The organism is Bradyrhizobium genosp. L (genome assembly GCF_015624485.1).
Taxonomy (GTDB): domain Bacteria; phylum Pseudomonadota; class Alphaproteobacteria; order Rhizobiales; family Xanthobacteraceae; genus Bradyrhizobium.
Map to the genome: position 1 here is coordinate 6,391,034 of NZ_CP061378.1, position 25,296 is coordinate 6,416,329.

The window sequence follows — 25,296 nt, forward strand, 5'->3', positions numbered from 1 at the left end:
GCTCGAACCGCGACGTTAGCGTCTCCGGGACTTTCAGTAGTGCCCGGACGTCATGCGGCTCGGGCGATTCTGCCGCTACACGAGCACATCCGGCGGAGCGACCGCGGATGAAGCTTCCTGTGCTGCCCGCGTACTACTATCTCGACCACTTCGTCGAGATGCTGGAATTCGTACAAAAGATCTACGGTTCGATTCTCGGCGACGAGCACCGCGCTTTCGTCGCATGCTTCGGCGGCCTTTCGCGGGACGCACAATGCCTGCTGATCCGGATGGTGAACAGGCGTGGAGCGATCTTCAACCGATCGCTCTTCAGTTATCCGGAGATCAAGGACATCGAGCTTGCGGCTGCCGAATTGACGGTTGCCGGCCACGCTCGTGCGCTGTCGGAATCCGACTACCCTGCGTTCGTCGCCTGCCTTCCCAGGAAGGTCCTTGTAACGGGAGCGCAAGCGGCCGGGCGCGGAGACGTCCGCAAGTCGTGGGCAAAGCCGAGGTTCGTCGATTACTATCTCGGGCAAATTCCCTTTTCCGTCGCTGCGCAGCACTGCGGCGGGCACAAATTCATCGCGCTCGACGGAACGCGCCCAATCGAGTTCCTTCTCTACCTTTACTTTGGCAAGACCGAGGTCGACCTCAAGAATTTTGCCCTGCGCGATCTCGGCATTCTCCGTACCAACCGGGAAACGTCATTTAACGCGCGTTTCACTGACGGCGATGAGGCCGTGGCGTCTTTCTATTACAGTCAGATCCTCGATCGTCTCGATGTCAAATCTGAGGCCGTCTATCGCCAGGCAGCCATTGATGTCCTTGGTGGCCCCGCTTGCGGGACGGACTACGCCGCCGATCTTCGCAGCCGTGCGGCACATCAGGCGGGCCTGTATTTCGAAAAGTGTGATGAGTGTGCCCTCGCCCGTCAGCTCTATCGTGCAGGCTCTTCCCCCGACTGCAACGAACGCCTGGCGCGCCTGCTCTACAGCGAGGGAGAACGGGTCGAAGCCGAGGAACTGCTGCAGCGTATGATCGATGATCCCGCGAGCGATGGCGAGCACCTGTTTGCCACGGACTTCTACGCGCACAAGTTCGGGGGACGGCGCACGGGGCTCTACACCGAACTCCTTCGGTCGGGCCGCGCCATTACGGTCGACGACACGCATCGTGGCAATCCCGAAGCGGGCGTGGCCAGCGTCCTGCGGCGCGAGGGCGCGCGTGTGTTTAACGCCGAGAACGTGCTGTGGCACAGCCTGTTCGGTCTTCTGTTCTGGGACGAGCTCTTCGAGACCACTCAACTGGCCAGCTGCTTCGACTTTGTGCCGCATTGCCTGAAGGACCGCAGCTTCCGCCGGCTGTTCGCGTCATCGATCGATGCCAAGCTGGAGGCCATTGAATCCGGTAACGGATTGTCGATCATCCTGCGCACGATCGCCGCAAGATGGGGGCGGCCCAACGGGATTTTTGCCTGGGACAACGTGCAGGTCGAAGCACTGCGCGCGCTGCTCGAAGGCACCGATCCGGCCGGCGTCGCCCGTATCGTCCGCTCGATGTGCGACGACTTCCGCGACATGAAGGATGGCTTCCCCGACCTGATGGTGGTGCGCGACGGTAAAACCTCGTTCATGGAGATCAAGGCAGAGGGCGACGTCATCCGGCGCAATCAGCTCACCCGCCTGCGCCAGCTCGGCACCGCGGGCATCGTCGCCGAAATCGGCCGGGTCGACTATCGCTTCGACCCCGAACAGGACTACGTCGTGGTCGATATCGAGACCACCGGCGCCTGGTCGAACGGCGACCGCATCACTGAAATCGGCGCCGTGAAGGTCCGCAATCACGAGGTTGTCGACGAATGGCACACTTTGCTCAATCCGCAGCGTGCGATCCCGACCAAAATCGTTCAGTTGACCGGTATCACCAACGAGATGGTGCGGGACGCGCCTGTGTTCGCGGAGGTAGCAGAGAGCTTCATGGAATTCATGGGTGACGGTATCTTTGTCGCCCACAACGTCAACTTCGATTATGGCTTCATCGCGTATGAGTACGAACGGTTGGAGCGCCGCTTCCGGTTTCCCAAGCTCTGCACCTGCGCCGGAATGCGGCGGCGCTATCCCGGTCATAAATCCTACGGGCTCGGCAAACTCTGCAAAATCTACGGCATCGAACTCGACAATCATCATCGGGCACTCTGCGATGCGCGCGCTTCCGTTCACCTGCTGAACCTGATCAACCGGAAGCGGCACGAGGAAGTGGCACAGGCTGCGGAGGCGGCCTAGGGCATCAACAAGGCATTCATCAGGGACGCCGTCTATTTGACTGAACTTGCACGTCCGATCGGAATTCAGGGCGAGTCGGATCCGCTTCTTCCGGACCTCGCGGCGGTTGGCCGATATCCCTCGGCGCCCCAAGAGACGAGATCGACGATCGCGAGACGGTCCCATTCTGTGAGAACGCTTAGCCTGCGGCTGACCGCCGATCAGAACGTGCCGGGATATGCGCCGCCGTCGATGAGGATGTTTTGCCCTGTTATGTATCCAGCTTGCGCCGAGCACAGGAAGGCGCAGGCAGCACCGAACTCGTGGGGTTGACCGAAGCGCTTGCTCGGATTGGTCATCCTGATTTCCTCGGTGACTTCCACGGCGTCACGTGAGGAGTTCTTTGCCAGCGCAGCCAGGTTCGATTTCAGCCGGTCGGTATCGAATGTGCCGGGCAAAAGATTGTTAATGGTCACATTGTGCTCGGCCACCGAGCGAGACAAGCCGGCAATGAAGCCAGTGAGGCCCGTGCGCGCGCCGTTGGACAATGCCAGCATCGCGACCGGAGCCTTCACCGCGTGCGAAGTCACATTGACGATGCGGCCGACTCTGCGCTCGATCATGCCGTCCAGCGTCGCCTTGATCAAGGCAATCGGTGCCAGCATGTTGCCGTCGAGTGCCTTGATCCAGTCATCGCGCTCAAGCTTGCGAAAATCTCCAGGCGGCGGACCGCCAGCATTATTGATGAGAATGTCTGGAGCAGGACAGGCCGACAAGAGGGCGTCCCGTCCTTCATTCGTCGTCACGTCCGCGACAATCGTGTTCGGGCGGCTTCCCGTTAGTTTCGCAATCTCATCGGCCGTTGCTTCCAGCACCTCTCGCCGCCGGGCAGCGATGAACAGCTCGACACCCTCTCGCGCTAGCGCCATAGCACTTGCCTTGCCGAGCCCCTGGCTCGCCGCACACACGACGGCTTTTCGACCCTTGAGTCCCAGATCCATGATCCCTCGCCAGTATCCACTTCGCGTCGTTCGATGAAGTGTCGGTCTTTCAGCCTTTGGTGACGTTAGCCGGCGGGCTTTGCGCCCCACATGCAGAAGCTCGCTGGCTCGAAACCGAATTGACGCGGGCGGTGGGTCTCATCGTTCTCGATTTCGCCGACTCCGACAGAATATTCAAAGACCATGCCGTCAGGACCTTTGAAGTAGAGGAAACGAGCGCCCGAGGTCGGATGCCGGCCGGGTCCGAATACGATTGGCACGCGCTTCTCGTTCAGGAAGTAATAGGAGCGCAACACATCATCGCTGCTCCCGACCTGGTGGTTGATGTGCTGGATGCCGGCATTTGGCGCAGGAAGCAGCGCGATGGTGTGATGGATGGCGTTGACGCGCATCAGGGGAACATCACCGATGCGATCGCTAACCCGGGCGTTGCTTACCTGGGTCCAGAACCGCTCGTCACGCAAGAGATTGGTCGAGTTCAATCCGACGTGGCTGAAGCCGGTGATGCCCGCATCGCGGCTGGCGAAATAGCGCGGCCCACTGCGTTCCGGTCGCACAACCAGTTCGATGTGATTGCCGGTCGGATCGTAGAAGCCGATGAACGCCTTCACTTTGCGCTGCTCGGCCTCTTCGGCCGTGCCAGCATGGACGGAGTGGCCGAGCGCTTCGAGCGTGGACGCGGCATCCTGCAGGCTCGCATCATCCTCGACCTCGAAGCCGACGGTCTGATCGCCCGCATCGCCTTCCGAGTAACATAGCGTGTGCGCCCGATCGTCGGAGCGCAAATAAAGCGCCTTCTTGCCGCGTTCCGCAATCTGCAAGCCGAGACAGGCGGTCGCAAAGGTTTCGGCCGATTCGAGGTCCGGCGAGCCGAGGCGGACGTAGCTGACATCCTTGAGATAAATCATGCTCATTTCCTTCTTGTTGTCTAGAGAGGGGCGCACAGTTCCGGCACGTCTTTGCTCTCACTGCCCCAGTCGCATAACGACGTCGCTGCCAGTGGAAACTGTCGCGCCAGTCGCGGCTTGTCGCCATATTCCGCCATCCCGTTGACGTAGGAAAAGATCACGCCGTCGGGTCCCTCGACATGCGAGAAGATCTGGCGCGACGCAGCCTGGCGGCCGGGGCCCTGCACGATTCTGATCTGGCTCTCTTGCATGAAGTAGCTGTTCTGCATGATCTGATCGAACGCTTCGACCTCGAATGCGGAATAGAGCAGCCCGTTGCGCTTCGAAGGGAACAGCGCGATGCGGTGATGCATCCCGTCTGTCCGCAGATACGCGATGTCGCCGACCCAGTCGCTGACTTCGGCTCCGACAGCTTTCCAGAAGGCGAGGTCGCGGACATGGTGCGTGGTCCGAAGGCCGACGCTGTGGAATTGCACGATGCCAGCGTCGCGGGTTGGAAAATAGCGTTTGCCGCTGCGGGAGGGGCGCACCACGAGGTCAATCCGGTTCTTCGAGGCATCTTCGGCCAGAAGTCCAGATTGGACGTAGCGTCGGCGACACTCTTCCGGGTCGGCGTTTTTCACCACGAAACCGAGATCGCCCAGGCGCCTGCCAATGATCTCGAGCGCCTTGTCGTCCCACACCTCAATCCCGATGCTCGCATCGTCGCTCGAGTTGCTGGCGAGACTGACTGTCCGATAACGGTCGTCGGAGCGAAAGGCGATCTCGCCGTCCCGGTCCGCGACGCGCTGCAGGCCGAAGACGTCCGACATGAAGCGGGCGGTGGCATGCAGCTCGGTGACTGACAAGCGCACATAACAAACCGACGTGACAAGCGGTCTCTCGTTGCCGTTGTTCATCTCGTTCACGCCCTCCTGACCGCGACTGACGCACGCGGCCTTCATAGTTCACGTACGAACACAGTGCGCCCCTCAACAATTGTGCGAATGGCCACGATGTCCTTGATCGCCTCATCGGGAACGGAAAGGATGTCATCCGAAATAACGACCATATCGGCGTATTTGCCGGGCTCGATCGATCCAGTCTTTCGCTCGGAAAATGAGTAGCGCGCCGCAGCGCTTGTATAGAGGCGAATAGCCTCCTCGCGGCTGATCCTTTCCGCAGCACCGAATATCTGGCCGCTCCTGTCGCGGCGTGTCACCATCACATACATGTTGATGAACGGGTTCAGGGAATTGGTGGGATAATCGGTTCCCTGGGCCACAGCATCAAGCCCCATTACATCAATCATGGTGCGCATCGGAAAGGCACGATCAGCAGTTTCCTTCCCGAGAAACTTCGCGACCGTAGGCGCCTTGTCCCAGAGAAACGACGTTTGCGCGTCGACACGCACGTCAAGTTCGCGCGCACGCTCCATCTGGTCCCGGCGCATCAGACTGCCATGAATAATGATAAAACGCCGGCCCTTGATCGAGCGTTCTGCACTGGCTCGCTCGTACGCGTCCAGCACCGTGTCGATAGCCGCGTCTCCGACTGCATGGACTCCCACACGCCAGCCGTAACGATTCGCCGTTGCAACCAGGGCATTAAATCTGGCCGGCTCAATGACGATCGTGCCCTTGTATGCCGGATCGTCCGGATAACCGTCGCGCATCGCCGCGGTACGCAGCGTCATGCCGCCATCAATCTGAAGTTTGACACCTGAGTAGCTTAGCCAGTCATCTCCAAAATCCGAGGCGGCACCGATGCGTGCGAAGAACAGATCCCACTCGTCCGTCGTCATGCCTGGATTGAGGCCGCCGGTTGGCGCGTACATCGCGCTGATCCGCAGCGACGCTTTCCCGCTTCGCCGAACACGCTGATGCGCTCGCATCGTCCCGGGGGCGACTGCGGCACTTATCACTGACGTAAGCCCAAACTCGTTGAAGTACCGCATGGCATGCTGCAATTGTTCGTCGCGCTCATCTTCAGTCCATTGCGGCAACAGAGCGTGTACGAGACCCTCGGCAGCTTCTTCCAGGGTCCCGTTGGGCTCTCTGGTCGCCCTGTCGCGGTGGATGATCCCACCCTCGGGATCGGCCGTCTCCCGGGTGATTCCGGCCATCGCCAGCGCCTTCGAATTCACCAGGGTGAAGTGCCCGATAGGAAGACATACAGGATTACGGGGTGCAGCCCGATCCAGCTCCTCGCCTGTGAGGAAGCGCTTTTCCGTCAGCTGCGCGATCGGATGCCACTCTGCTCCCCTCACCCACCGGCCTTCCGGCAACTTGTCGGCATAATGCCGGATACGATCCAGCGCCTGGGCAACCGTAGCCACGTCGTTCAGTTGCACTGTGGATTCCAGCAGGCCAGCGCACTCGACATGGGCATGCGACAGCGGCCATGTGTCCGATGAACCAGAGCACGAGGCCCGCGATCCAAAGCCGCAGTCCAAGTCCAAGAGCAGCTGCCAAGGTGCCGTTGACGATCGCGACCGATCGCGGCGCGCCGCCCATCAGGATCGGCTCGGTCAACGCGCGGTGAACGGGCATGACAAAACCTGCGACTGGTTCATCCATCAGATCACCACGCCGCCGCCGAAAGAGAAGAACGACAGAAAGAAGCTCGAGGCGGCAAACGCGATCGAGAGACCGAATACGATCTGGATCAGCCTGCGGAAGCCGCCGGACGAATCGCCGAACGCGAGCGTCAAACCGGTGACGACGATGATGATAACGGCGATGATCTTGGCGACCGGGCCTTCGACCGATTGCAGGATCTGATTGAGCGGCTGCTCCCACGGCATGTTCGAGCCAGCCGCCCATGCCGGCGCTGTCATCAGAAGAACCGCACCCGAAGCAGCCAGAGAAGCGGCTTCTCGAAGAAAGCGAAATCGTAGACGCATGTCAGTCTCCTGCTGGTGAAAGGCTGTAGTCACCCGTTGCTCCGAGCCCGGTGACGAGGGCGAGTTCGGCGACGCGACGATCGGCGCCACGACCTGCGAGCACGGCGACGAGATTGATGGTCTCGGCGATCAGGGCGCGCGGAACCGTGATGACGGCTTCCTGGATGAGTTGCTCGAGCCGCCGCAGCGCGCCAAGCGCGGTACCCGCATGGATAGTTCCGATGCCGCCGGGATGGCCGGTACCCCAAGCTTTGAGCAAGTCGAGCGCTTCGGCGCCCCTAACCTCGCCGATCGGGATGCGGTCCGGGCGCAGTCGGAGCGAGGAACGGACCAGGTCGGAAAGCGTGGCTACGCCGTCCTTGGTACGCAGCGCGACGAGATTGGGCGCCTTGCACTGCAATTCGCGCGTATCCTCGATCAGAACGACGCGATCGGAGGTCTTCGCCACTTCAGCCAACAGCGCGTTGGTCAGTGTTGTCTTGCCGCTTGATGTGCCACCGGCGACAAGGATGTTTTTGCGAGCGGAGACGGCACCTCTCAGGGTCGCGGCCTGCCCCGAGGTCATGATCCCCTTGGCGACATAGTCGTCGAGCGTGAAGACGGCGACCGCTGGCTTGCGGATCGCAAACGCAGGCGCCGTAACGACCGGAGGCAGGAGACCTTCGAAACGCTCACCGGTCACAGGCAATTCCGCAGAGACGCGTGGCGATCCGGCATGCACCTCCGCACCGACGTGGTGCGCCACCAAGCGAACAATGCGCTCGCCGTCCGCCGCCGACAGAGTTTCGCCGGTGTCGATCAGGCCAGTCGACAGCCGGTCGATCCACAACCGCCCGTCTGGATTGAGCATCACCTCGACGATTGACTCATCTTCGAGGTAGCCCGCGATCGCCATACCAAGTGCGCTACGCAGCATTCGCGCGCCGCGTGATATGGACTCCGATTGTATGAATTGGATTGCCACCGCCGCCCCCACCGAATGAGGACGTCTAAAGAGCGTCCTCAGATGGGGATGATTAGAAGAGCCACCAATCGATCTAGCGCAACAAGCGGTTTCGGTGATCGTAGATTGGCGCAGAAAAAGAAAAGCGGGAAGGTCAATTTAATCTGGTCGCCACTCACCACTCCGCATCGTCGTCCACAAACACTTGTAGGATCGCTTGTTCGTACAAGCAGACCGGTTCGATTGCATCGGAAGCGTCAAATGAGCCAATCCACGGGCCGAAATGGTGAAGCCAGGGCAGCGCGAACCACGCCATTGCCGCGATCTGCAGTATTACGTTGAGACCAAACGCGACCTGATAGGCCAAGACGGGCTTATGGCTAACCCCGGGGGACCATTGCTCCAGGATCAGGCCCGTCGCGTACTGGGCCAAAAATGCCCATCCGAAGTGCAGCACATTCAATGCGCCATTGGCGCGACCTGCGAGCTCGGGCGGAAAGTAGTCGGCTATCACCGCAAAACTGACCACCGAGGCCGCTCCCACAACTGCTACAACGGACCAGGGCAAGAGGGACGGCAAGGGCTCGCGAAGTATCAAAGCAGATTGGGCAGCGATGAACAGAACCGCAACCGTCGTCAATATTGATTCCGCCCCGACTCCTCTTCGTCTGAAGCAGTGGACCGCCGTACCGAACAACCAGGCACCTGCGAAGACCAGGAAATAGATGGATGTAAGTAGCCCGAGGTCGGCAGCACCAATTCCGATATCGGCGATGAGATGACTCGAGATCAGGGCGTTGATCGTTCGGAACAAGTACGAAAGATAGTATCCAGCAGCAAATGGGAAAAAAACGCAGGCGATGAGACGCGACGGCCTGGAAGTGTGCATGCTGGCCCCTCTGGCTGTCAGCTCATGCGAGCCGATAGCGCGACCAGCTTCTCGTCAGTTGAGCTTAATCGCTCTAGTTGTAGGCAAGCGTAGAAAACGGAAAGGCCGATGCCATTGCATTTGGGCGTGAATCCAAAATTTCGTCAGGTCCGCTTTGCGCACAGAAGGCGACGTCAACCAGACACCGGTGCAGGCCGGCTGTGGGCCAAAAGCAGAATCATGCGGCGCAATAAAACGAACTCCTTCCGATCGCCGATTCGGCGTCGGAATCACCAAGATGACCGCAGCGCCGAAACCCGCAATCGATTTTGTGGCCGCGGCATTTGGCGTGTGTGGATGGACTACCCTTTTGACTTATTTTGAAGAGCACGAGCAAAATAGTCGCGAGCTATCGCATCCAAAGCTTCAGAGATTTGTTCGCTGGACTCTCGCGGGCTGATACGTTCCATTTCCAGTCTTTCGGCCTCGCGAATGTAATCCATCGATAATTCGCGCAAGCGCTTGGCTTCAGAGTCATCGGGTAAGGGAGCGATTTGTGCCAAAAGGTGTCGTGCACGCGCGCGTGCGTGTTCGGTTCGAGAGCCATCCATGATAGCCTCCGAGGGGTACTTAAGTTGTGGGTTTCTGATCAGTCCCCTCTGCCCGAATAATAACATCGATGCGGGAGGGAGGCCTTTGAGATCGGCTCGCGAAGATCAAGTGAACTCAACGCGTGCTGCTATGTCGTGTTCCTGACATTGCAGGATTTTTGCGTCATTCCCTCCTGATTCTTCGTTTCGGATTGAAACGTGAAATACCCAAATGTAGTTTTGACCCACGAACTGATGAAAAAAGTAGTCAAGCTGGAGAGGTGTAACGTGTCGATGACCCGAAAGCGGCTCTCGAATGAAGAGCAGACAAGCCGCCCGCTTTTAACGAGCGAGTATCCGAGGCAGCTAAAGACCTAGAGGACCCCGCGGGACGGCTGCCGCCCGGTCCGGAGCGCGACGCGCTCCTTCGCAGGGCTAGCCGCATGGATATAGCCAGACACATAAACGCGTGGCTGTCGTCGCCAGGACTTCAACCACCGAAATGAGAAACTCGTACTTCCAGAAGCACTGCGCGGTTAGATGGCCGACGGCTGAATGCGAGTTCCGCCCACGATATCACCCCCACCGAGCAAGCCCTGGTATTGGGACTTCACGGTTTCGTAGCATTCGCAGGCCGCATCCTGCAGGGCCGGAAGGTTGGTTATCCGGATCTTGCCTCTGGTGTATTTGATGATCCCGGCCTGTTGAGCGTGTGCGCCACGACCGTCACGCTTGTTCGACTGACACCTAGCATCTCCGCTAAGAACTCTTGCGTGAATAAGAGGGTATCGCTTTGCGAGAGGTCTCTCGATCTGAGCAGCCAGCGGCACAGGCGGGCGTTCACATGATGCGCCGCCATGCAGGCGGTGGATTGCTGCGCCTGAGCGTAAAGGGTTTGCTCGTGTCTGATCAGCAGTGAAAGGAAGCGGTTGGCTCTGCATGGCCGCCCCCCTGAGCTCCGCCAAGCCGCAAACCATTGCCCTACCGCTCAGCTGGATGACCGCCCGGCTTAGCGACTTCCGGCCATCGAGCGCCGCCGATGCGCCAATCACGCCGTCTCGGCCAACCATCGCAGCCTCCACGACTTGGCCACTCGACAGCCTGACCACGATAGAAATGACCGCGCTAGTCGGAAAATAAGTCGCGTCGATGCTATCGCCCGCCTCGAACAACACCTGCTCCTGTTCGAGATCCACGAGCTTTAGGGAGGGTTGAAGGGCAGCCAGATCGCCCGGCGAAAGCGATGCGAGAAGTAGGTTATCTTTGTGCGGCATATTGCGCTCCCTCGGTTACGGCGGGAGCGTAAAAAACTCTCTGTCAACGGTGCCTGTGGTCTGCCGTCGATGGGCGGACAGTATGCTCAAATGAGAATAAAGCGAGGCCCATATTGCCCGCGCCTGCCGGTCTATGTCCGGCGCCGACATCGCTCCAATCAAGCGGCGATACTTGTCAGGCTCCTTAGCGGCCGTAGGGGAAGCAGCGGTTGCGATCGAGTGTGAGACCGAAATGCGCTCCCAGTGCAGCGATGGCCGCGTCCTGCTGAGGATAGGGATCGGCATTGGATGCGGCAACGATGATGATCCGGAACCCGGCGCGGTCCTTGCCATCCGGTGGCAGCATCGCTGTAGTCAGTGCATTGCCCTCCCTGTCGCGCAGCGTGAGGAAAAGCGGCATCTCTCGCTGTACATGGGCCTCGAGGCCGATGTCGCGCTCGATCGCGTTGGGTCGCTCGGGACGCCAGGACTGGACTACCTTCTCCCGCTCCCGGCGGAAATACTTCTCAACTGTGTGGCCCATCAGGCGCGACTCATGCATCGCTTCACCTTCCGTCTCGATACGGAACCAGGTCTTGCCCTTCGGCGCGTCGCAAACATACTGCATTTCGCCCGTCCTGCGATCGACGCAATTCTAGAGCGGCGGGCCTGCAAAGCCAATATGAGATTCGCTCCCGTGTATGGGCGGACACCAAGTTGGGGTGTACCAAGCTGTACCAATCTTGGTTTGGGCACCTAATCATCGGTTTGGTTCAGGTTTAGCCTGCGCAGGATACGGCCTTTGAGAAGCAATCAAAATTCTTCTTGATAAGAGGGGCTAAGAGTTCTTGATTGGACGTTGAAGTTCTAGTCAGCCCAAACAACGAGAACGCATTCGTCCGCAGTCGTCGCGATCCGTATCAGAAGATCATGGGATGGCTATTGCCGCGTGCTCATCTCTGAACGACTGTGTCCTCTGCACATCCTTCGAAGGCGACACCGGGTTCTTCAGCTTGACCCCATGTGGCGAACGGCCCGCGCGATTTAGGGAGCAAACCACGCTCCTTGTCGCAAACCACATTGAGCGGGATTTTGTAACTCCGATCAGGCGACGCCCGATTCCCGTTTAGGGTCAAAATGCGAAGAACTCAGGGTGAGCAAATCTGGTCCGCGATGCCCAATAAGCAGACCTGGACCACACGGGGCGTCACTTCGCTGATGGGCCAATCTCGGAACTGAGATCATCCTTCGTCACACGATCTCTTCGGTCCAGACCTTGAAGCTGACCAGCGTGTTTGGCCCGAACGTCTGGGTGATCGGCACATCGGAGGCGTCGCGGCCCTGCGCGATCAGGATGCGGCCGATCCTCGGCACGTTGTTGCGCGGATCGAAGGTGCGCCAGTGGCCGCCGAGATAGGCTTCGAACCAGCCGGCGAAATCGCCCGTGGCCCAAGGCTTTGGCGTGCCGATGTCGCTGAGATAGCCCGTGCAATAGCGCGCGGGAATGTTCATGCAGCGGCAGAACGCGACGGCGAGATGGGCGTAATCGCGGCAGACGCCCTTGCCTTCCGCGTAAGCCTCCCACGCCGTCTTGCTGGCGCGCGCATGCTCGTATCCGAACGCGATGTGACGGTGCACGAAATCGCAGATCGCCTGGACCCGTGCCCGGCCCGGCGGTGTTTTCTCGAACAATTGCCAGCGGTTTCGCAATAGCGGCTGCCGAGCAAATAGACCAGGGTATCCGCGGGCAGGTCCTCGACCGCATGCTGAACTGCCGAAGCAAACACCGGATCGGGCAGGCCGCTGTCGCGAACGACGCCATCGGCCGCAAGACGCACACGACCGGCGGGCGCAACCATGCGGCTGCACCAATTGCCGAACATGTCGCGATAGGGTCCGATATCGATCGCGGGGTCGGTAGTGAGGAAGTCCGGCACGATCACATCGGACGCGCGCGTGAAGTGTGTGCCCAGCACCATGATCATCGGCGTCGGTTGCGGAAAATCGTAGGACATTTCGAATCCGACGCGAATCTTCATTCGAAATGCCTTTCGGCCTCCCTACAACTGAAATGGCTACGAAACGAACCAGTACAAGGCTTCGGCCGGGTTATTCGGTCAAATGCGGCCGGCAGCGGAAAAAACGATAGCTAATTGCCGCAAAAGCGCGCACGCTGCGACGATGTCCGCAAAACCTCATGACTTCGCGCGCAGATTCGCCGGGCTGCCGGCATGACCACGCGCACGCGACGGGAAACGGTTCATTTCAGGCATCCCTTCCGCATCAAGGGTATCGACCGGGAGCTCGCATCGGGAGCTTACGAAATCATCACCGACGAGGAGATGATCGAAGGCCTTTCGTTTCCGTGCTTCCGGCGGGTCGCCACCATGATCATGGTGCCCGGCGCGCCGCCGCAACGATCCGTGATGGAGATGATCTCGATCAGTTCGATTGATCTGTCCGACGCGCAACGCATCGATGCGAGTGCTCCGCGTGACTGAGGCCTCGATCGAGTTCGACAAACATCGCGGCATGGCGGGGCAGAAAGCCACCGATATCTGTCGCGTAATCGCCGAAGTCGAGGCCAATGCGAAGCTGTTGCGTGACAAGCAGGGCGTTGTCAAATCGAGATCCTCGCCGCACCGGCCACCTCGTGGCCCGAGGCGGTGGCCAAGGCGCGTTACGTGCTCAACCTGTATTCCGCCGGCCTGCCGGCGGCCGACACCCATCACCGCGACCTGGTGTCCGCGGTGCTTGCGGACCTTACCCGACTTTCGGAGAAGAGACCTGAACAAACCAGTGTTTGGCTCAAGTGAGCACTTCATCCTGCCCGTTCGTGCCACGATGGAACGGCCTAACCGAAAGCACCATGATGCAAAATCTCTCGCCTCGTCACGTCATGACAGAAGAATCGCTTCGTCTCGGTGTGGAATCCGGCTGGTACTCGACCAAAGTCAGCGGAACCTTCGTCTCGGGCCCGCATTCTTCCGAAGCCGACTGCTTGCGCAGGATCGCTGAAATCAATCCGCCGACAGCGAAAAAGAAGACCTAAGTCCGCTCTGTTTCGGGAGAAAGGTTTGATGCTCGCGCGCGGCAACATCCGGGGATATGAGGACGAACAGATGGGCTGCTGTTTTCTGAACGGCGCTAGGGAAGTGAAAGGCCGTTGATCGCCTCTTGCTATTGTTTAAGACGCAAGGGACGTTGCCCGAGCGCGCCAAGAAGTCCGTAAAGCGTGGTTAGCCGATACAGATGCCAATCTTCGACGAACGCTATCAGCAGCATCACCATAACCGCCGTCTCCGCTTTGGTGCCAATGATGGATATCGGTAAAGATGAGATCGAATATCGCTGCGCTACTGTCGATGCCAATCAATGTCGATCGTTCGAGTGAGAAGCCGCCAGCCGCGCAATTCTGACCCTGCGGATCGAAACCGTGTTGCGCCGATCTAAAAATGGCGGAGTGCTTGAATACCGTGTCGATTGCTCGGAATTGACTCGTTACTGGACCGTTAAAAGGCGCACGGTGATTTATCACCGTTTCGGGCTTTCGGCTGTTGTCGGTGACTGACAGTGTTGAGCTCCCGCCTTGGTGAAAGGGAGATCCTATGCCCAAGAATACCCCGCCTCCCATCTGCCCGAAGTGCAGCAGGCCTATGCGATTTGTGCTCGTGAAAACGGGAGGACGCAAATTCCGCTGCGTCGATTGCGATGTGACAGGTCTCCTTGAATTGCCGGAGGTCACACAGCTTCTTACGGTCGAATTTGCATCCCGAGCTAAATTGCCTCCGTTGGCTATGGCGATGGTCGCCTGGATTTTCCGGCGTGGCGTCCGAATTGTCTCGCTATCTGGTTACAACAAGCGCAGCTTGGTTCCGGGGCCTCTGGGAGGTCAGTCATGAGTGGCAATATTTTTAATAGCAATGGCACCCGCGTTGGGGTGGTGGATGGCGCGACCATCTTCAGCCTTAACGGCCAAGAACTTTATCATCTAAAAGGGATCAATATTTATCGACTTTCCGGCGAGTTGGTCGGCCATCTAAACGGGACGCAAGGCTCCGATAAGCGGCTCGATCGTTCCACTGACAAGCTATTCTCCGCCAGAGTCAGTCCTTAAGACCCTGCCACAATGGTGATCGCCGAGACAGCTCACTGCCTGGCCCATAATCTGGAGGCGGTCATGAACGTCGTCGGGACCAAGCCGCTGATAGCTGCAATCACGGCCTGAGAGCGCGCTCAGAGACGACGGCAATGCTACCTTTGGACTGGAACTAAGAAGGTGCTGTACAGCATCAGGCCATCAGACTATCGTTGAATGGCAAGGTGGCAGTTGTTCGCCTTGAAGCTGTCCATGAAGCGGTGACTTCCGAAGTCGCTGCTCGTCGTCGTAGCGGCAGCTAGCGTGCCATCGGAAGGCGCAATCTCACACAGCTAGATGTTTTGCCAAGCGCGGACGCAAGCGGCGTGTGCGGCTGCGAACCCGCTTGTGCGCAAAAAAAGGAGACCATCATGAGAATGCCCGACATTTTGCAAGGTGAGGCGCGGACTCGCTACCTCCAAGGAATCGCTTTCGGCGCTGTTGCGGCGATAACGATCGGATTTTCCTGGGGCGGCTGGGTCACCGGCGGTACCGCCCAAACCATGACCACAATGGCGGAGACCAACGGCCGGATGTCTGTCCTGGTCCCGATATGCGTCGCTCAGTTCACAGCGGCCGACGGCGCCGTCGCCAAGTTCAAGGCGGCGAGCTCCTATTCAAGGGACAGCGTCATCGGCGAATTTGTGAAGACCGTTGCCTCCACGAGTATGGACTATTCATTCGCCAGGGCGTGCGCAGTCGGCGTAGAAGCTGAACTCTCAAAGACGGCCACAAAGAGCTGAGCCCTCGCTTCGCCAAGAATGGGTCCAGCGAAATGAGCGCTCTCGGGTCCGGACGGCCTTCCTACCTTGTATATGCTTGTTGTCCGTCATCCTATTCGGCGGTTATGTGCTGTTTAATGGCTTTCAAAACGACAATTCCGCAACCATGGCTACGTCCCTGACACTCAATCGTTGACGCCTCGCGCGGTTTGTCATTGGGAGCCACACGGGCACGTCCACGCCGGCAATTGAATCCGCCGCCTCGTTTGTCTGGAAGGCTACGCAGGCGGCGACCCATCGGCTGGCTTCCGATAGCGTACATCGGTGCCCGCTCCGAGAATGTTCGCTTTGCGGTCACAAGCGGCAGTCCGGCCGTTCTGTTTGTCAGGTCCGGTTCTCCTCTGAGAGCGGCCTATGCGGCCCTCGTAGTCAGTTCGGCTGAGGGCCAATGAGCCGACAATGACCGCAATGGACGCGCTTCACTTCCGATCGCGAACCAATTCCCATCATTGGGGCGAGCCGGAAGATCTCGCCGCGCTTGCGATGTGTCTGGCGTCACCGGTGGCGCGGTACATAACCAGCACGGTGATCCGATGAATGGCGGTTTGCGGCGGTATCAGTTCTAGGGCGGACGAGTCGAACGCCCGCGACGAGACCTGGGCGTGGCTTAACTTCCTGACGGGCTGGACATCTCTCCGCTTATGGCGCGGTCCAAGGCGTCGATGAGCGTTTGCAGCTCGACGAATCTGTTGCGTGCACGCTCGGCTTTGTCGCGATCAAAGGGAGCGGCTAGCACGGTTGCATGCGCGTCCCTGTCCTCGATCATGCGACTACGGGCTTTCTTAAGTGTTTCAAGTCGCGCGCTCATCAATATTCGCCTTCTTGTCGCTTTGATCCGAACCGAACGCTCAATTGAAGGCCGCCGGTAGCTCACCCTTGCGAAAGATGACCGTAGGCTCATCGTCATAGTCGCCGATTTCGGGATCGCTACTCGACGAGAACGCAACGACAGCAAGCTTGCTCAACGCGAGCCGCTCCGCCGTTCGGAGCGCGGCACTCTCCGTTTTGCAGGCTATCGGAGAGTCCGGCTTCAGATGTCCGCCCTTGCCGGCGTTGAATGCCTGCACAATATAGATTGTTTCGCGGGCCACAAAGGCTCCTTTGACTGCTGACAAACGCGGGATGATGCCAACGACCGCAACTGCTCGCTTCGCCGCCCTCCCTGTCTCGCACTCCCACTACTGCGGTGTCGCAAATCTCAGCAGCCGCGACAGATATTCTTCAGCTTCGCTGCGGTTAGGGCCTCTTCCGCCGCGAACGGGTCCTTGTATGCCGCTCGCGATCCGTCGCTCTCGACCGTCACAGGCGCCTTGATTTTCGGAGGAAAAGCGGCGTCATAACAAGCGAGACGTCCGCTGGTGTTCTCGATCGTGCGGCAGTCGAGCTCGCGGGCGAGAGTGTCTTGGGCACAAGTGCAGAGCGCAAACACCACAAGAAATGTCTTCATCATATGCCTCTCCGAACAATACTCATGAGATTCGTGCGGCCTCATGCCTCGAGCTGATCGAACTCGTCGGACAGCAGGATGCGGCCACGCGGCGTGCAAATCCGCACGTCCGAATAACCCCTATCCAGGAGCTCATTCGCCTTCTTCAAGGCGGCAGCGGTTGTGTCGTGGCTAAAATTGACGCGGCCCGATTGATGGTCCCCGCTGACCAGGAATTGCAGCTGTGTGGCCCTATCCATGCAGGATGGCCGCTGCTAATACCAGGAGCAGAAGAAAGAGCGGAACGATCACCGGCGGTACGATCCAGTCGGCCAGACGAAAACGCGACATACGCGCTCCTCCTTCTCGGCGGGAGCGCTCGTCACCCTCAGTCACCGGTCGAAGCCGCGGGAAGGGCGGTGATGCCGGGACCCTACGCTTCCCCATTGGGATTAGCGAGCTTTAAAGCGCGGCCGCCGTCGGCTGGTCTCCGAAATCGATGCGCCCGCCGTGGCGCACCGGAAATTGAGAGTAGATTGTCGCTAATGAACGGAATCGGCTTCGAGCTTCGGCGCCCAAGCCGTCGGCGCCGCGCAATCCGGAGTCGGGAGCACCGTCGAGGTCCGGCCGAAATTTCTTGCTGGCTCTTCTACGCGCGATCAATGCAGGTAGAAAGACTTACCGCACCTCTGCGCGACCGTTGGCGGGAGGCAATAGTTCGCGCGCAGGAGACCGCTGTTTGCCATACTCAGCCGTTTTATTGCCGGTTGATGGACAGCAGCGCGAACAAGGCAGAATCACCCTGAGTTTGAGCAGCCTCCCGCGTAGTTTCAAAACCCGCCGCGATCTCTGTTGCACCGTCTGAAACGTTCCACTTCCAACGTCCCTGACCGGATTGCGACACGGCGACGTCAAGCAGGCGAACTGGGGATTTGGCCATAACAGCAATATGAGCCTGAGTTCCGCAGTTACAAGTTCGACGTGCGCCGAGATCGCCTAGGTCTGTCTCGGACTGCTCGTAGGCGTGGATATTGGAGCTCCTGTTGGTTGCGCTTCGAATTCAACATAAAACCATCTATCGTTTGCGTGGGTTGGTGAGCCTTGGACCACACCGCTTGATGCTTCGCCCACGCGAAAGTCGCGACCTTCGTCTCGCATCGCATGACTTGACGATAACGCCGGCAGCGGTGCTGACATGGGCACATGACGTCTTCGGTAATGCAGTCGCTGTGGCCAATTTCGCGGGCATGACCGACATGCTCGTTATCGATAGCGTGGCGAATATCTCGCTCAACACGGCTCATTGGCCCATTTTTGCCATCGCAGCTTCGGCCATCTCCTACCCATTTCGCTACTCCGCCGACGAATGCACCGACCTCGGAGCACTGACTATCGCAATACCCCGATCCGGCCGAGCGGTTGCAGAACTGGGCGACAGGTTTCGTCCGCAGCCATCCGACCGATACGCTTTCCCTGCTGAAGGACTTGAATGCAGGTGTCGCGCAACGCATCCAGTACCAGAGCCGTGAAGTCGAGGGCACCCAATCGCCCACCGAGACGCTCGACCGTGGCTGGGGCTCGTGCCGTGACTTCGCGGTGTTTTTTGCAGAAGCAGCACGCAAGCTCGGCTTCGGTACGCGCGTCGTGTCAGGTTATCTGCACGGTCCGAACCACGACCTGCAGGGCTCGGCCGAAGCGGCCGCGACCCACGCCTGGGCCGAGGTTTTTGTCCCCGGAGCGGGCTGGATCACCTTCGGCCCGACCAACCGCAGTGTCGGAGGTAGCAATCTGATCCCCGTTGCGGTCGCGCGCGATATCAGCCAGTGCACGCCGGTGTCAGGGAGCTTCTTTGGCAGCAGCGACAGCTTTCTGAGCATGGATGTCGCGGTATCGGTCACCTCATAGTCAGAACATCCCGACCGTCGATCGCGGCATGACCGAAGATAGTCATATCTATCCAGGAGGAAAGAGCGCACAGTCGTGGCGAATACGTCGCCCGGCGAACGATGACGCCAATCCGGGCGTCATCCTTCGCAGAGTTGGCTTGCGGAACTGAGCTGCCATCCGGGTCGCGGTAAAAGGATGCTGGCAGCGAACGCCTGCAACGAACGTCTTTAGCGCCACCACATCACCGAAGCCAAGCCCACGCCGCTCTCTTCACGAAGAGAAAGCGTCGATTGAATCGCGAGTGGTACGGCTTGCGCCGCAAGGGCCAGGAGGCCGAGTGTCGATCGAGCGCGCCATTGTAGAGTTCCGACGCAAGCCGTGGGGAAGCCGCAATCTGCTTCCTTGGAGCGACATCGCCGCCAGTGACGATCCCATCGGCGAACTATGGTTTCGGCGCGCGGACGCGAATTCTCCGAGGAGCGCGCTGCTGCTCAAACTGCTCTTCACGACGGAGCCGCTGTCCATTCAGGTTCATCCCGACGATACGTTCGCCCGATCGATCGGTCTGGCCAATGGCAAGACCGAGGCGTGGTACATTCTTTCGGCCGTACCCGGTGCCCGGGTTGCCATCGGATTGAAGCGGTCGCTCTCATCGACGGAGCTGCGAACCGCCATTGCTGATGGCTCGATCGATGACCTCGTGCAGTGGCGTCCGGTTCGCTGCGGTGATGCTATTTTTGTTCCCGCCGGCACCATTCATGCGATCGGCGCGGGCATCGTTCTTGCCGAAATCCAGCAGCACAGCGACGCCACGTTCCGCCTTTTCGACTACGGACGGCAGCGTGAGCTGCATCCCGAAAATGCCGTTGCCGCTGCCAAGGCGGCGCCGGCACCGCGTCAATGGCCTTCGCGAAAACTAAATGAGACGCGAACGGCCCTCGTCACCAGTGCCCATTTCTTCCTTGAACAAATCGATCTTGCCGCCGGCTCGGTCTGGACGCTCGACGCTCAAAACGAGGCGTGGATTGTCTTGATTAAAGGGCAAGGCCGGATCGCAGCAGCGACAATGTCCGCCGGTCAGGCGGTCTTTCTCGAGGCGGATCAGCTTAGGATCGAGGTCGGCCCCGACGGTCTGACGGCGCTTCTCGCCTATCCCGGCCCACATGCAGACTCAGTTGCACTCGTTGAGCATCACCCAGACATGCCCGGACATCCCCGGCCGAAAACGGAGGAGCTGCAAACGTGGTCGCGCTAAATCGGGTCGCATTCATCGGCAATTCATTGCCTCGCCGGTGTGGCATAGCCACATTCACTACCGATCTTCAGCACGCTGTCGCTGCCTCGCGGCCTGATCTGGAGACGGTCGTCGTTGCGATGACCGACCACGGCCAAGCATATGACTATCCTTCTGCGGTTGGATTTCAGATCAACGACGACCGGCCGGAGGACTATGTTCGTGCGGCAGAGTTCTTGAACCGCGGCCGGTTCGAGGTTGCATCTCTTCAGCATGAGTTTGGCATTTTCGGCGGCGACTCCGGCAGTCACATTCTGGCGCTGCTGTCGCGCCTGAATATGCCAGTCGTGACGACGCTCCATACCGTGCTTGCCGAGCCGACGAAGGTGCAACGCGAAGTCATCGTCCGGATTTCCGAGATATCGTCCAAGATCGTGGTGATGGCCGAAAAGGGCCGCGAGTTGCTGAGAACCATTTATCGGGTGGCCAACGAAAAGATCGAGGTCATCGCGCACGGAATTCCGGAATTTGCGTTCGTTGAACCGGACGAGGCCAAAGCCAGGCGAGGTTTCAGCGGCCGGGCGGTTATTCTTACTTTCGGTCTTCTGTCGCACAACAAGGGCATCGAAGTCATGATCGACGCCATGCCCGCGATCCTGAGAAGCCGTCCCGATGCTGTCTATGTCGTGCTCGGCGCGAGCCATCCGAACCTGATACGCGACCAGGGCGAGGCCTATCGCGATAGCCTCGTGGCGCGTGTTCAAAAGCTCGGGATCGACAGGCATGTCGTGTTTCTTGACCAGTTCGTCGACCAGTCGACGCTGCTCGATTTCATTTCGATGTGCGACGTCTATGTTACGCCGTATCTAAACGAAGCTCAGATGACGTCGGGCACGCTGGCTTACAGTTTTGGCCTGGGAAAGGCGGTCGTCTCCACGCCATACTGGCATGCGCGCGAGCTGCTGGCCGACGGCCGTGGCATCCTGGTTCCGTTTGGAGATACCGCGGCCACTGGCCATGAAATCGCGAAGCTACTGACCAACACGGTGTTGCGGCAAGCCATGCGCAAGCGGGCCTATTCGAGCAGTCGTCCCATGACGTGGGAGCGGACAGCCGAACGTTACGTGTCGATGTTCGACAATGCCGGTCGCAGGCATCGTTTAAAGGCAATCGTGCGCTCGGACACCAGCACGCTGTTGCGCGATAGCCGCGCTCCGCCGGAAATGCGCATCGATCATTTCCTGTCGATGTGCGACGACACCGGATTGTTCCAACACGCAGTACATTGCGTGCCGGATCGCTCCCATGGCTATTGTGTCGACGATAATGCCCGCGCGCTGCTGCTAGCGTGTGCGCTCAACATTCCCGGCGAGGAGCGATTGGCGGAAGTGTTGACGGCGCGGTTTGCCGGCTTTGTCCAGCACGCATGGAATCCCGACACAAAGCGATTTCGCAATTTCATGGGCTTTAACCGCTGCTGGCTCGAGGATAGCGGCTCGGAAGACAGCCATGGCCGGACCTTGTGGGCTCTCGGCGTGTGCGCGTTGACCGACGCGAATCTGTCACGGCGGAAATGGGCTGCGGCGCTGTTTGCCGAGGCTGCGCGGAGTGTGGAAGCCTTTCGCTCGCCGCGTGCCTGGGCTTTCGTCCTGCTCGGGCTCGACGCCTATTGTGCCGCCGTCCCCGACGACGCGGGCGCCGCCGATCTCCGGCTTCGCCTGGCGGATCGATTGATGGCGATCTTCGATGCGGTCGAGACCCAGGACTGGGTTTGGTTCGAAGAAGGCCTTGCCTACGATAACGCCCGCTTGCCGCAAGCCCTCATCCTGACCGGCATGGCGACCAAGAGTGCCGTGTATCTGGACGCCGGCTTGAGATCGCTGCGCTGGCTAGTGAACCAGCAGACTGCCGCGAGCGGTCAATTCCGGCCCGTCGGCACCGCAGGTTTTGGCGACACGCGGCGGAAGCCGAGGCCGTTCGATCAACAGCCGCTCGAGGCTACGGCCACCATCGCCGCCTGTCTCGCGGCATGGCGAGCCGAGCATGATGTCGAGTGGAAAGCCGAAGCCGCGCGTGTGTTCGCATGGTTCCTCGGCAGCAACGACCTTTCGACTTCCCTGGTCGATCTGGAAACCGGCAGTTGCCGCGACGGCCTGCATCCGGACCGTGCGAATGAGAACTGCGGCGGGGAATCAGTCGTGTCGTATCTGCTCGGCCTCTGCGAAATCAGGCAACTCGCTCGCCTGAGTGAAAGCCGCGTGCAGCCCGCGCCGCTGGTTGCCTGACGGCCATCGATGATTTTCCCTCTCCTTGAAAGCAATCCGAGGATGCTTTGTCGCAATCTCCATTCCTGAACCGTCAGGCGCTTTATTTGCGACCCGACCCGACACGGGTCATTGTGCGCCGCTTCAAGCCGGCTACCGAACCGCGCGATCTCAACCCCACGGACAAGACCCGTGCGAACCACATCGTCGATCGGGTGCTGGCACTCGGTGCCGATGCGGCAGCCCGCCAACTCGACGATGTTCTTGAGAATTTCATCGGCCGGCACCGCAATTTGCTGCGGGCCTTCGAGGCACGCGCCGACGAAATGGAAGGTGCGTTGGCCGTCCACGCCTCGTTCACGCAAACGCAACGCCAATTGGTCGGCGCCTATTTTCTCAACGAATACTCGTTCGAAGCATCTGCCTTGTTCAACCCGAGCATCGTAGCGCATCCCGATCAGTCCGGCGTGCCTCCCGGTGCGTTACGCTTCATCCTGAGCCTTCGTGCCGTCGGCGAAGGGCACATCTCATCGCTGACCTTTCGGTCCGGAATGATCGCCGCAGACGGAGCGGTCAGCGTCGATCCAACGACGCGCCTGGCCTCGAGCCCCACCATGCTCGCGCAGACGCAGGGGCCCGCCGGGGAGGATGTCGAGGTTGCTTTCCAAAGCGGCGAAGATATCAGCGAACGGGTCATCTTTCCCATTACCTCGTCTCAGTCAAACGGCATTGAGGATGCACGCTTCGTGCAGTTCAGCGATGGCGAACGGCAGATCTACTACGCGACCTTCACTGCCTATAGCGGCAGGGCAATCAGGTCGGAGCTGATTGAGACGTCCGATTTCGTGTCGTTCAGACTGTCCCCCCTGAAGGGCAGCGCCGCGCGCAACAAGGGCATGGCGCTCTTTCCGAAGAAGATCGGCGGCCGATATGCCATGATCGCCCGGCAAGACAACGAAAATCTCTATCTCATCTATTCCGACGACCTCCATACATGGGACAATGGCGGCCACGCAGTTCTGAAACCTGAATTCCCGTGGGAGTTCGTGCAGATCGGCAATTGCGGATCGCCGATCGAACTGGATGAGGGCTGGCTGCTGTTAACTCACGGTGTCGGGCCGGTTCGGAAATATTCGATCGGGGCAGCGTTGCTTGACAAGAACGATCCGTCGAAAGTACTTGCGCGCCTGCATGAACCCTTGCTTCGACCCGATCCGTCCGAACGTGAGGGATATGTCCCAAACGTCGTGTACACTTGCGGCGCGTTGCGACATCACGACAAGATCATCTTTCCCTACGCCGTCTCGGATACATTCTCTAACTTCGCGACGATCAACATCACCAGTCTGATGAACGCCATGGAATGAACGATATTTTGTTGTAAAAGCAGAGATTGCAAATGGCCAGGTGAGAACCGCGGATCAGTAAATGATCGGTGCAAGTGAACGGCGGAGCGGCTCTCATCTGGTCTCGAAATAGAAGAGTCATGCTTCCAGAAAGCGGCATCGCGTCGGCGCTACCCGGATGTCCGTGAAGGGCTCAGAAGCGGAACGGCAACAGGACGTATTGCATTGCATCACAGTACAGCCCGCGTTAGAGCAGCTGTAGGTTTAGAGGTAGACCCATGTCATACGCCTACAAGCTGAATGAAGACGTTCGCCATCAGCCACAATGGCCACAAGGACGTGCTGCTACTGAGCGTCCAATGATTTACACCATCGTTCAATGTATGCCAATCGAGGCAGATGGACGTATTAGATACCGCATCAAGTGCAAATCGGAGAAGATCGAGCGAGTCGTTACGGAAGATCAGCTTTCATATTCTCAGTGATCTGGCGCGCTTTTTGACGGTAGGATTCTAGTTATGCTGAACGATCGCGAAAATATCCTGAACGCGCTCCGCGAAAAACCACTCAAAGTCTACGAAGTCATGAGACGTGCCAACATCGTGAATGAAGAAACTTGCCAATCCCTCCTGTTGAAGATGCGAGACGAAGGGTTGGTGAAGTTCGATATTCACAAAGGGCGATGGCTCATCGGATGATATTCGAGAAATTGCGGCGACCGTCCAGCGTTGATCACTGGAGACTCGCCCCGGCGATTAAGAACACGCTCGAACTTGTGAGCAGGGTCTAATTCGGAACGCTGCGCGGGACTCAGTGGTCTTGCGGAAGACATTCCGGGCAAGTGTCGCCGATCGAGTCCAACACGTTTCGAATCTCAGCCGCCGCTTGATCGGGAGACAGGCCGGGCGGCGGATCTTGTCTCGCGATATCAGGGCTCGGTCACGGGCGTGCGGGTCGGCACGGTCCCGCTTCCATCCATGCTCCTCGCACTCGCGGATGGCGCCAGGGTCCTGCAGCGCGGAAATCGTGCAGCCGCCTAGGGTCCAGATCGCCGGCCGTCTTTCCTTCGTCGTCAGCATATAGATCGCTCCTGCCGGGACGAATCCTTCCGCCCTCATGCTCGTTCCGGGCGCTTAGCACGGAGTAGGGATTCGCAATCGGGAGGGCTGCAGCTTGTCCAGGTGTTCGGCAGCGCCTGTGCAGAACGCCAAGCCGGCGTTAGAAAGAAATGCGGAGCAGGCCGACTGCTATTCGCTCAAGAGCTGACCAAGGTGGGGCTGCCTCGAAGGTCGCCGATGGGCCAGAAGTGGAAGTCAGCGTATGGCTGAATGAAAGAGGCCGCCAACCGAGGCGGCCTTCGACCAACTGTCAAATTGTGATTTCCACATAGCGAACTAAGATCGCCATATGCGCGGGGCGATCATCATAACGGCAGGCGTCTTGGCGTTGGCTCTCGCTATATCGCGCGGGCATCAGACTGGTACGGGTATCCTCCCCACGCAGTTGCTGCCCCCCGTGATCGCGCCTGA

Annotated in this window: 23 protein-coding genes and 5 pseudogenes; 11 read left to right on the forward strand and 17 right to left on the reverse strand. The window is 59.3% G+C overall.

Going from position 1 to position 25,296, the window contains the following annotated elements; translation table 11 throughout:
* Positions 1–107: 107 nt before the first annotated feature.
* Complete coding sequence (locus IC762_RS30565; protein WP_195785828.1) at positions 108–2,264, forward strand: exonuclease domain-containing protein; 2,157 nt, start codon at positions 108–110, stop codon at positions 2,262–2,264.
* 200 nt (positions 2,265–2,464) lie between these two features.
* On the opposite strand, the gene IC762_RS30570 is transcribed toward IC762_RS30565, so the two are convergent.
* The 12 genes and pseudogenes from IC762_RS30570 to IC762_RS30625 form a co-directional block, all read right to left on the reverse strand.
* Positions 2,465–3,244, reverse strand: a complete 780-nt coding sequence (locus tag IC762_RS30570; RefSeq protein ID WP_195785829.1) for an SDR family oxidoreductase — start codon at positions 3,242–3,244, stop codon at positions 2,465–2,467.
* Between the two features lie 65 nt (positions 3,245–3,309).
* On the reverse strand, positions 3,310–4,158 hold the full coding sequence (locus IC762_RS30575; protein ID WP_349629740.1) for a VOC family protein: 849 nt from the start codon (positions 4,156–4,158) through the stop codon (positions 3,310–3,312).
* Between the two features lie 14 nt (positions 4,159–4,172).
* A complete protein-coding gene (locus IC762_RS30580) occupies positions 4,173–5,051 on the reverse strand; it encodes a VOC family protein (RefSeq protein ID WP_195785831.1) in 879 nt (292 codons plus the stop codon).
* A gap of 41 nt (positions 5,052–5,092) precedes the next feature.
* Complete coding sequence (locus IC762_RS30585; protein WP_246801329.1) at positions 5,093–6,484, reverse strand: amidohydrolase; 1,392 nt, start codon at positions 6,482–6,484, stop codon at positions 5,093–5,095.
* A 40-nt stretch (positions 6,485–6,524) separates the two neighbouring features.
* Positions 6,525–6,710: pseudogene (locus IC762_RS30590) on the reverse strand (VirB3 family type IV secretion system protein); the annotation flags it as partial.
* Positions 6,710–7,036 carry a TrbC/VirB2 family protein gene (locus IC762_RS30595; protein WP_195785832.1) on the reverse strand — a complete coding sequence of 109 codons (327 nt, stop codon included), beginning with the start codon at positions 7,034–7,036 and terminating at the stop codon, positions 6,710–6,712. The gene IC762_RS30595 and the pseudogene IC762_RS30590, both read right to left, overlap by 1 nt.
* Before the next feature lies 1 nt (position 7,037).
* The gene (gene trbB, locus IC762_RS30600; RefSeq protein ID WP_195785833.1) at positions 7,038–7,952 is read right to left on the reverse strand and encodes a P-type conjugative transfer ATPase TrbB; all 915 of its coding nucleotides are present in this window, start codon (positions 7,950–7,952) and stop codon (positions 7,038–7,040) included.
* Positions 7,953–8,154: 202 nt separating this feature from the next.
* Positions 8,155–8,868 carry a hypothetical protein gene (locus IC762_RS30605; protein ID WP_195785834.1) on the reverse strand — a complete coding sequence of 238 codons (714 nt, stop codon included), beginning with the start codon at positions 8,866–8,868 and terminating at the stop codon, positions 8,155–8,157.
* Between the two features lie 341 nt (positions 8,869–9,209).
* Positions 9,210–9,458 (reverse strand): hypothetical protein, encoded by a 249-nt coding sequence (locus IC762_RS30610; RefSeq protein WP_195785835.1) that lies wholly within the window; start codon positions 9,456–9,458, stop codon positions 9,210–9,212.
* A gap of 515 nt (positions 9,459–9,973) precedes the next feature.
* Entirely contained in the window at positions 9,974–10,711 is a 738-nt protein-coding gene (locus IC762_RS35860; RefSeq protein WP_433995862.1) for a Crp/Fnr family transcriptional regulator, read from the reverse strand.
* Between the two features lie 184 nt (positions 10,712–10,895).
* Positions 10,896–11,318: a hypothetical protein gene (locus IC762_RS30620; RefSeq protein ID WP_195785836.1), complete on the reverse strand. Its 423-nt coding sequence runs from the start codon at positions 11,316–11,318 to the stop codon at positions 10,896–10,898.
* Between the two features lie 623 nt (positions 11,319–11,941).
* Positions 11,942–12,729 (reverse strand): annotated as a pseudogene (locus tag IC762_RS30625) (transglutaminase-like domain-containing protein).
* Positions 12,730–12,921: 192 nt separating this feature from the next.
* Here IC762_RS30625 and IC762_RS30630 point away from each other — a divergent pair.
* The 5 genes and pseudogenes from IC762_RS30630 to IC762_RS30645 all read left to right on the forward strand — a co-directional run bounded on the left by IC762_RS30630 (position 12,922) and on the right by IC762_RS30645 (position 15,571).
* The gene (locus IC762_RS30630; protein WP_195785837.1) at positions 12,922–13,191 is read left to right on the forward strand and encodes a hypothetical protein; all 270 of its coding nucleotides are present in this window, start codon (positions 12,922–12,924) and stop codon (positions 13,189–13,191) included.
* Positions 13,184–13,506: pseudogene (locus IC762_RS35520) on the forward strand (hypothetical protein). Before IC762_RS30630 ends, IC762_RS35520 begins: the two are co-directional and overlap by 8 nt.
* A gap of 56 nt (positions 13,507–13,562) precedes the next feature.
* Positions 13,563–13,742: a hypothetical protein gene (locus IC762_RS30635; protein WP_195790363.1), complete on the forward strand. Its 180-nt coding sequence runs from the start codon at positions 13,563–13,565 to the stop codon at positions 13,740–13,742.
* Positions 13,743–14,588: 846 nt separating this feature from the next.
* Positions 14,589–14,807, forward strand: coding sequence for a 4-fold beta flower protein (locus IC762_RS30640; protein WP_195785838.1), 219 nt, complete (start codon positions 14,589–14,591; stop codon positions 14,805–14,807).
* 392 nt (positions 14,808–15,199) lie between these two features.
* Entirely contained in the window at positions 15,200–15,571 is a 372-nt protein-coding gene (locus IC762_RS30645; protein ID WP_195785839.1) for a hypothetical protein, read from the forward strand.
* A 646-nt stretch (positions 15,572–16,217) separates the two neighbouring features.
* On the opposite strand, the gene IC762_RS35755 is transcribed toward IC762_RS30645, so the two are convergent.
* The 4 genes from IC762_RS35755 to IC762_RS35185 form a co-directional block, all read right to left on the reverse strand.
* A complete protein-coding gene (locus IC762_RS35755) occupies positions 16,218–16,418 on the reverse strand; it encodes a hypothetical protein (protein WP_349629741.1) in 201 nt (66 codons plus the stop codon).
* 40 nt (positions 16,419–16,458) lie between these two features.
* Complete coding sequence (locus IC762_RS30650) at positions 16,459–16,701, reverse strand: hypothetical protein (RefSeq protein ID WP_195785840.1); 243 nt, start codon at positions 16,699–16,701, stop codon at positions 16,459–16,461.
* 107 nt (positions 16,702–16,808) lie between these two features.
* Positions 16,809–17,060: a type VI secretion protein gene (locus IC762_RS30655; protein ID WP_246801331.1), complete on the reverse strand. Its 252-nt coding sequence runs from the start codon at positions 17,058–17,060 to the stop codon at positions 16,809–16,811.
* Between the two features lie 38 nt (positions 17,061–17,098).
* Positions 17,099–17,296, reverse strand: a complete 198-nt coding sequence (locus IC762_RS35185; protein WP_234683551.1) for a hypothetical protein — start codon at positions 17,294–17,296, stop codon at positions 17,099–17,101.
* A gap of 783 nt (positions 17,297–18,079) precedes the next feature.
* On the opposite strand from IC762_RS35185, the pseudogene IC762_RS30660 reads away from it, so the two are divergent.
* The 5 genes and pseudogenes from IC762_RS30660 to IC762_RS30680 all read left to right on the forward strand — a co-directional run bounded on the left by IC762_RS30660 (position 18,080) and on the right by IC762_RS30680 (position 24,465).
* Positions 18,080–18,941, forward strand: a pseudogene (locus tag IC762_RS30660) (transglutaminase family protein).
* A 319-nt stretch (positions 18,942–19,260) separates the two neighbouring features.
* Positions 19,261–20,178 carry a class I mannose-6-phosphate isomerase gene (locus tag IC762_RS30665; protein WP_195785841.1) on the forward strand — a complete coding sequence of 306 codons (918 nt, stop codon included), beginning with the start codon at positions 19,261–19,263 and terminating at the stop codon, positions 20,176–20,178.
* Positions 20,166–22,442: a glycosyltransferase family 4 protein gene (locus tag IC762_RS30670; RefSeq protein ID WP_195785842.1), complete on the forward strand. Its 2,277-nt coding sequence runs from the start codon at positions 20,166–20,168 to the stop codon at positions 22,440–22,442. Before IC762_RS30665 ends, IC762_RS30670 begins: the two co-directional genes overlap by 13 nt.
* Positions 22,443–22,489: 47 nt before the next feature.
* On the forward strand, positions 22,490–23,788 hold the full coding sequence (locus tag IC762_RS30675; RefSeq protein WP_195785843.1) for a glycoside hydrolase family 130 protein: 1,299 nt from the start codon (positions 22,490–22,492) through the stop codon (positions 23,786–23,788).
* 497 nt (positions 23,789–24,285) lie between these two features.
* Positions 24,286–24,465: a hypothetical protein gene (locus IC762_RS30680; RefSeq protein WP_195790443.1), complete on the forward strand. Its 180-nt coding sequence runs from the start codon at positions 24,286–24,288 to the stop codon at positions 24,463–24,465.
* A gap of 112 nt (positions 24,466–24,577) precedes the next feature.
* On the opposite strand, the pseudogene IC762_RS35525 reads toward IC762_RS30680, so the two are convergent.
* A pseudogene (locus IC762_RS35525) lies at positions 24,578–24,846 on the reverse strand (hypothetical protein).
* Between the last annotated feature and the right edge of the window lie 450 nt (positions 24,847–25,296).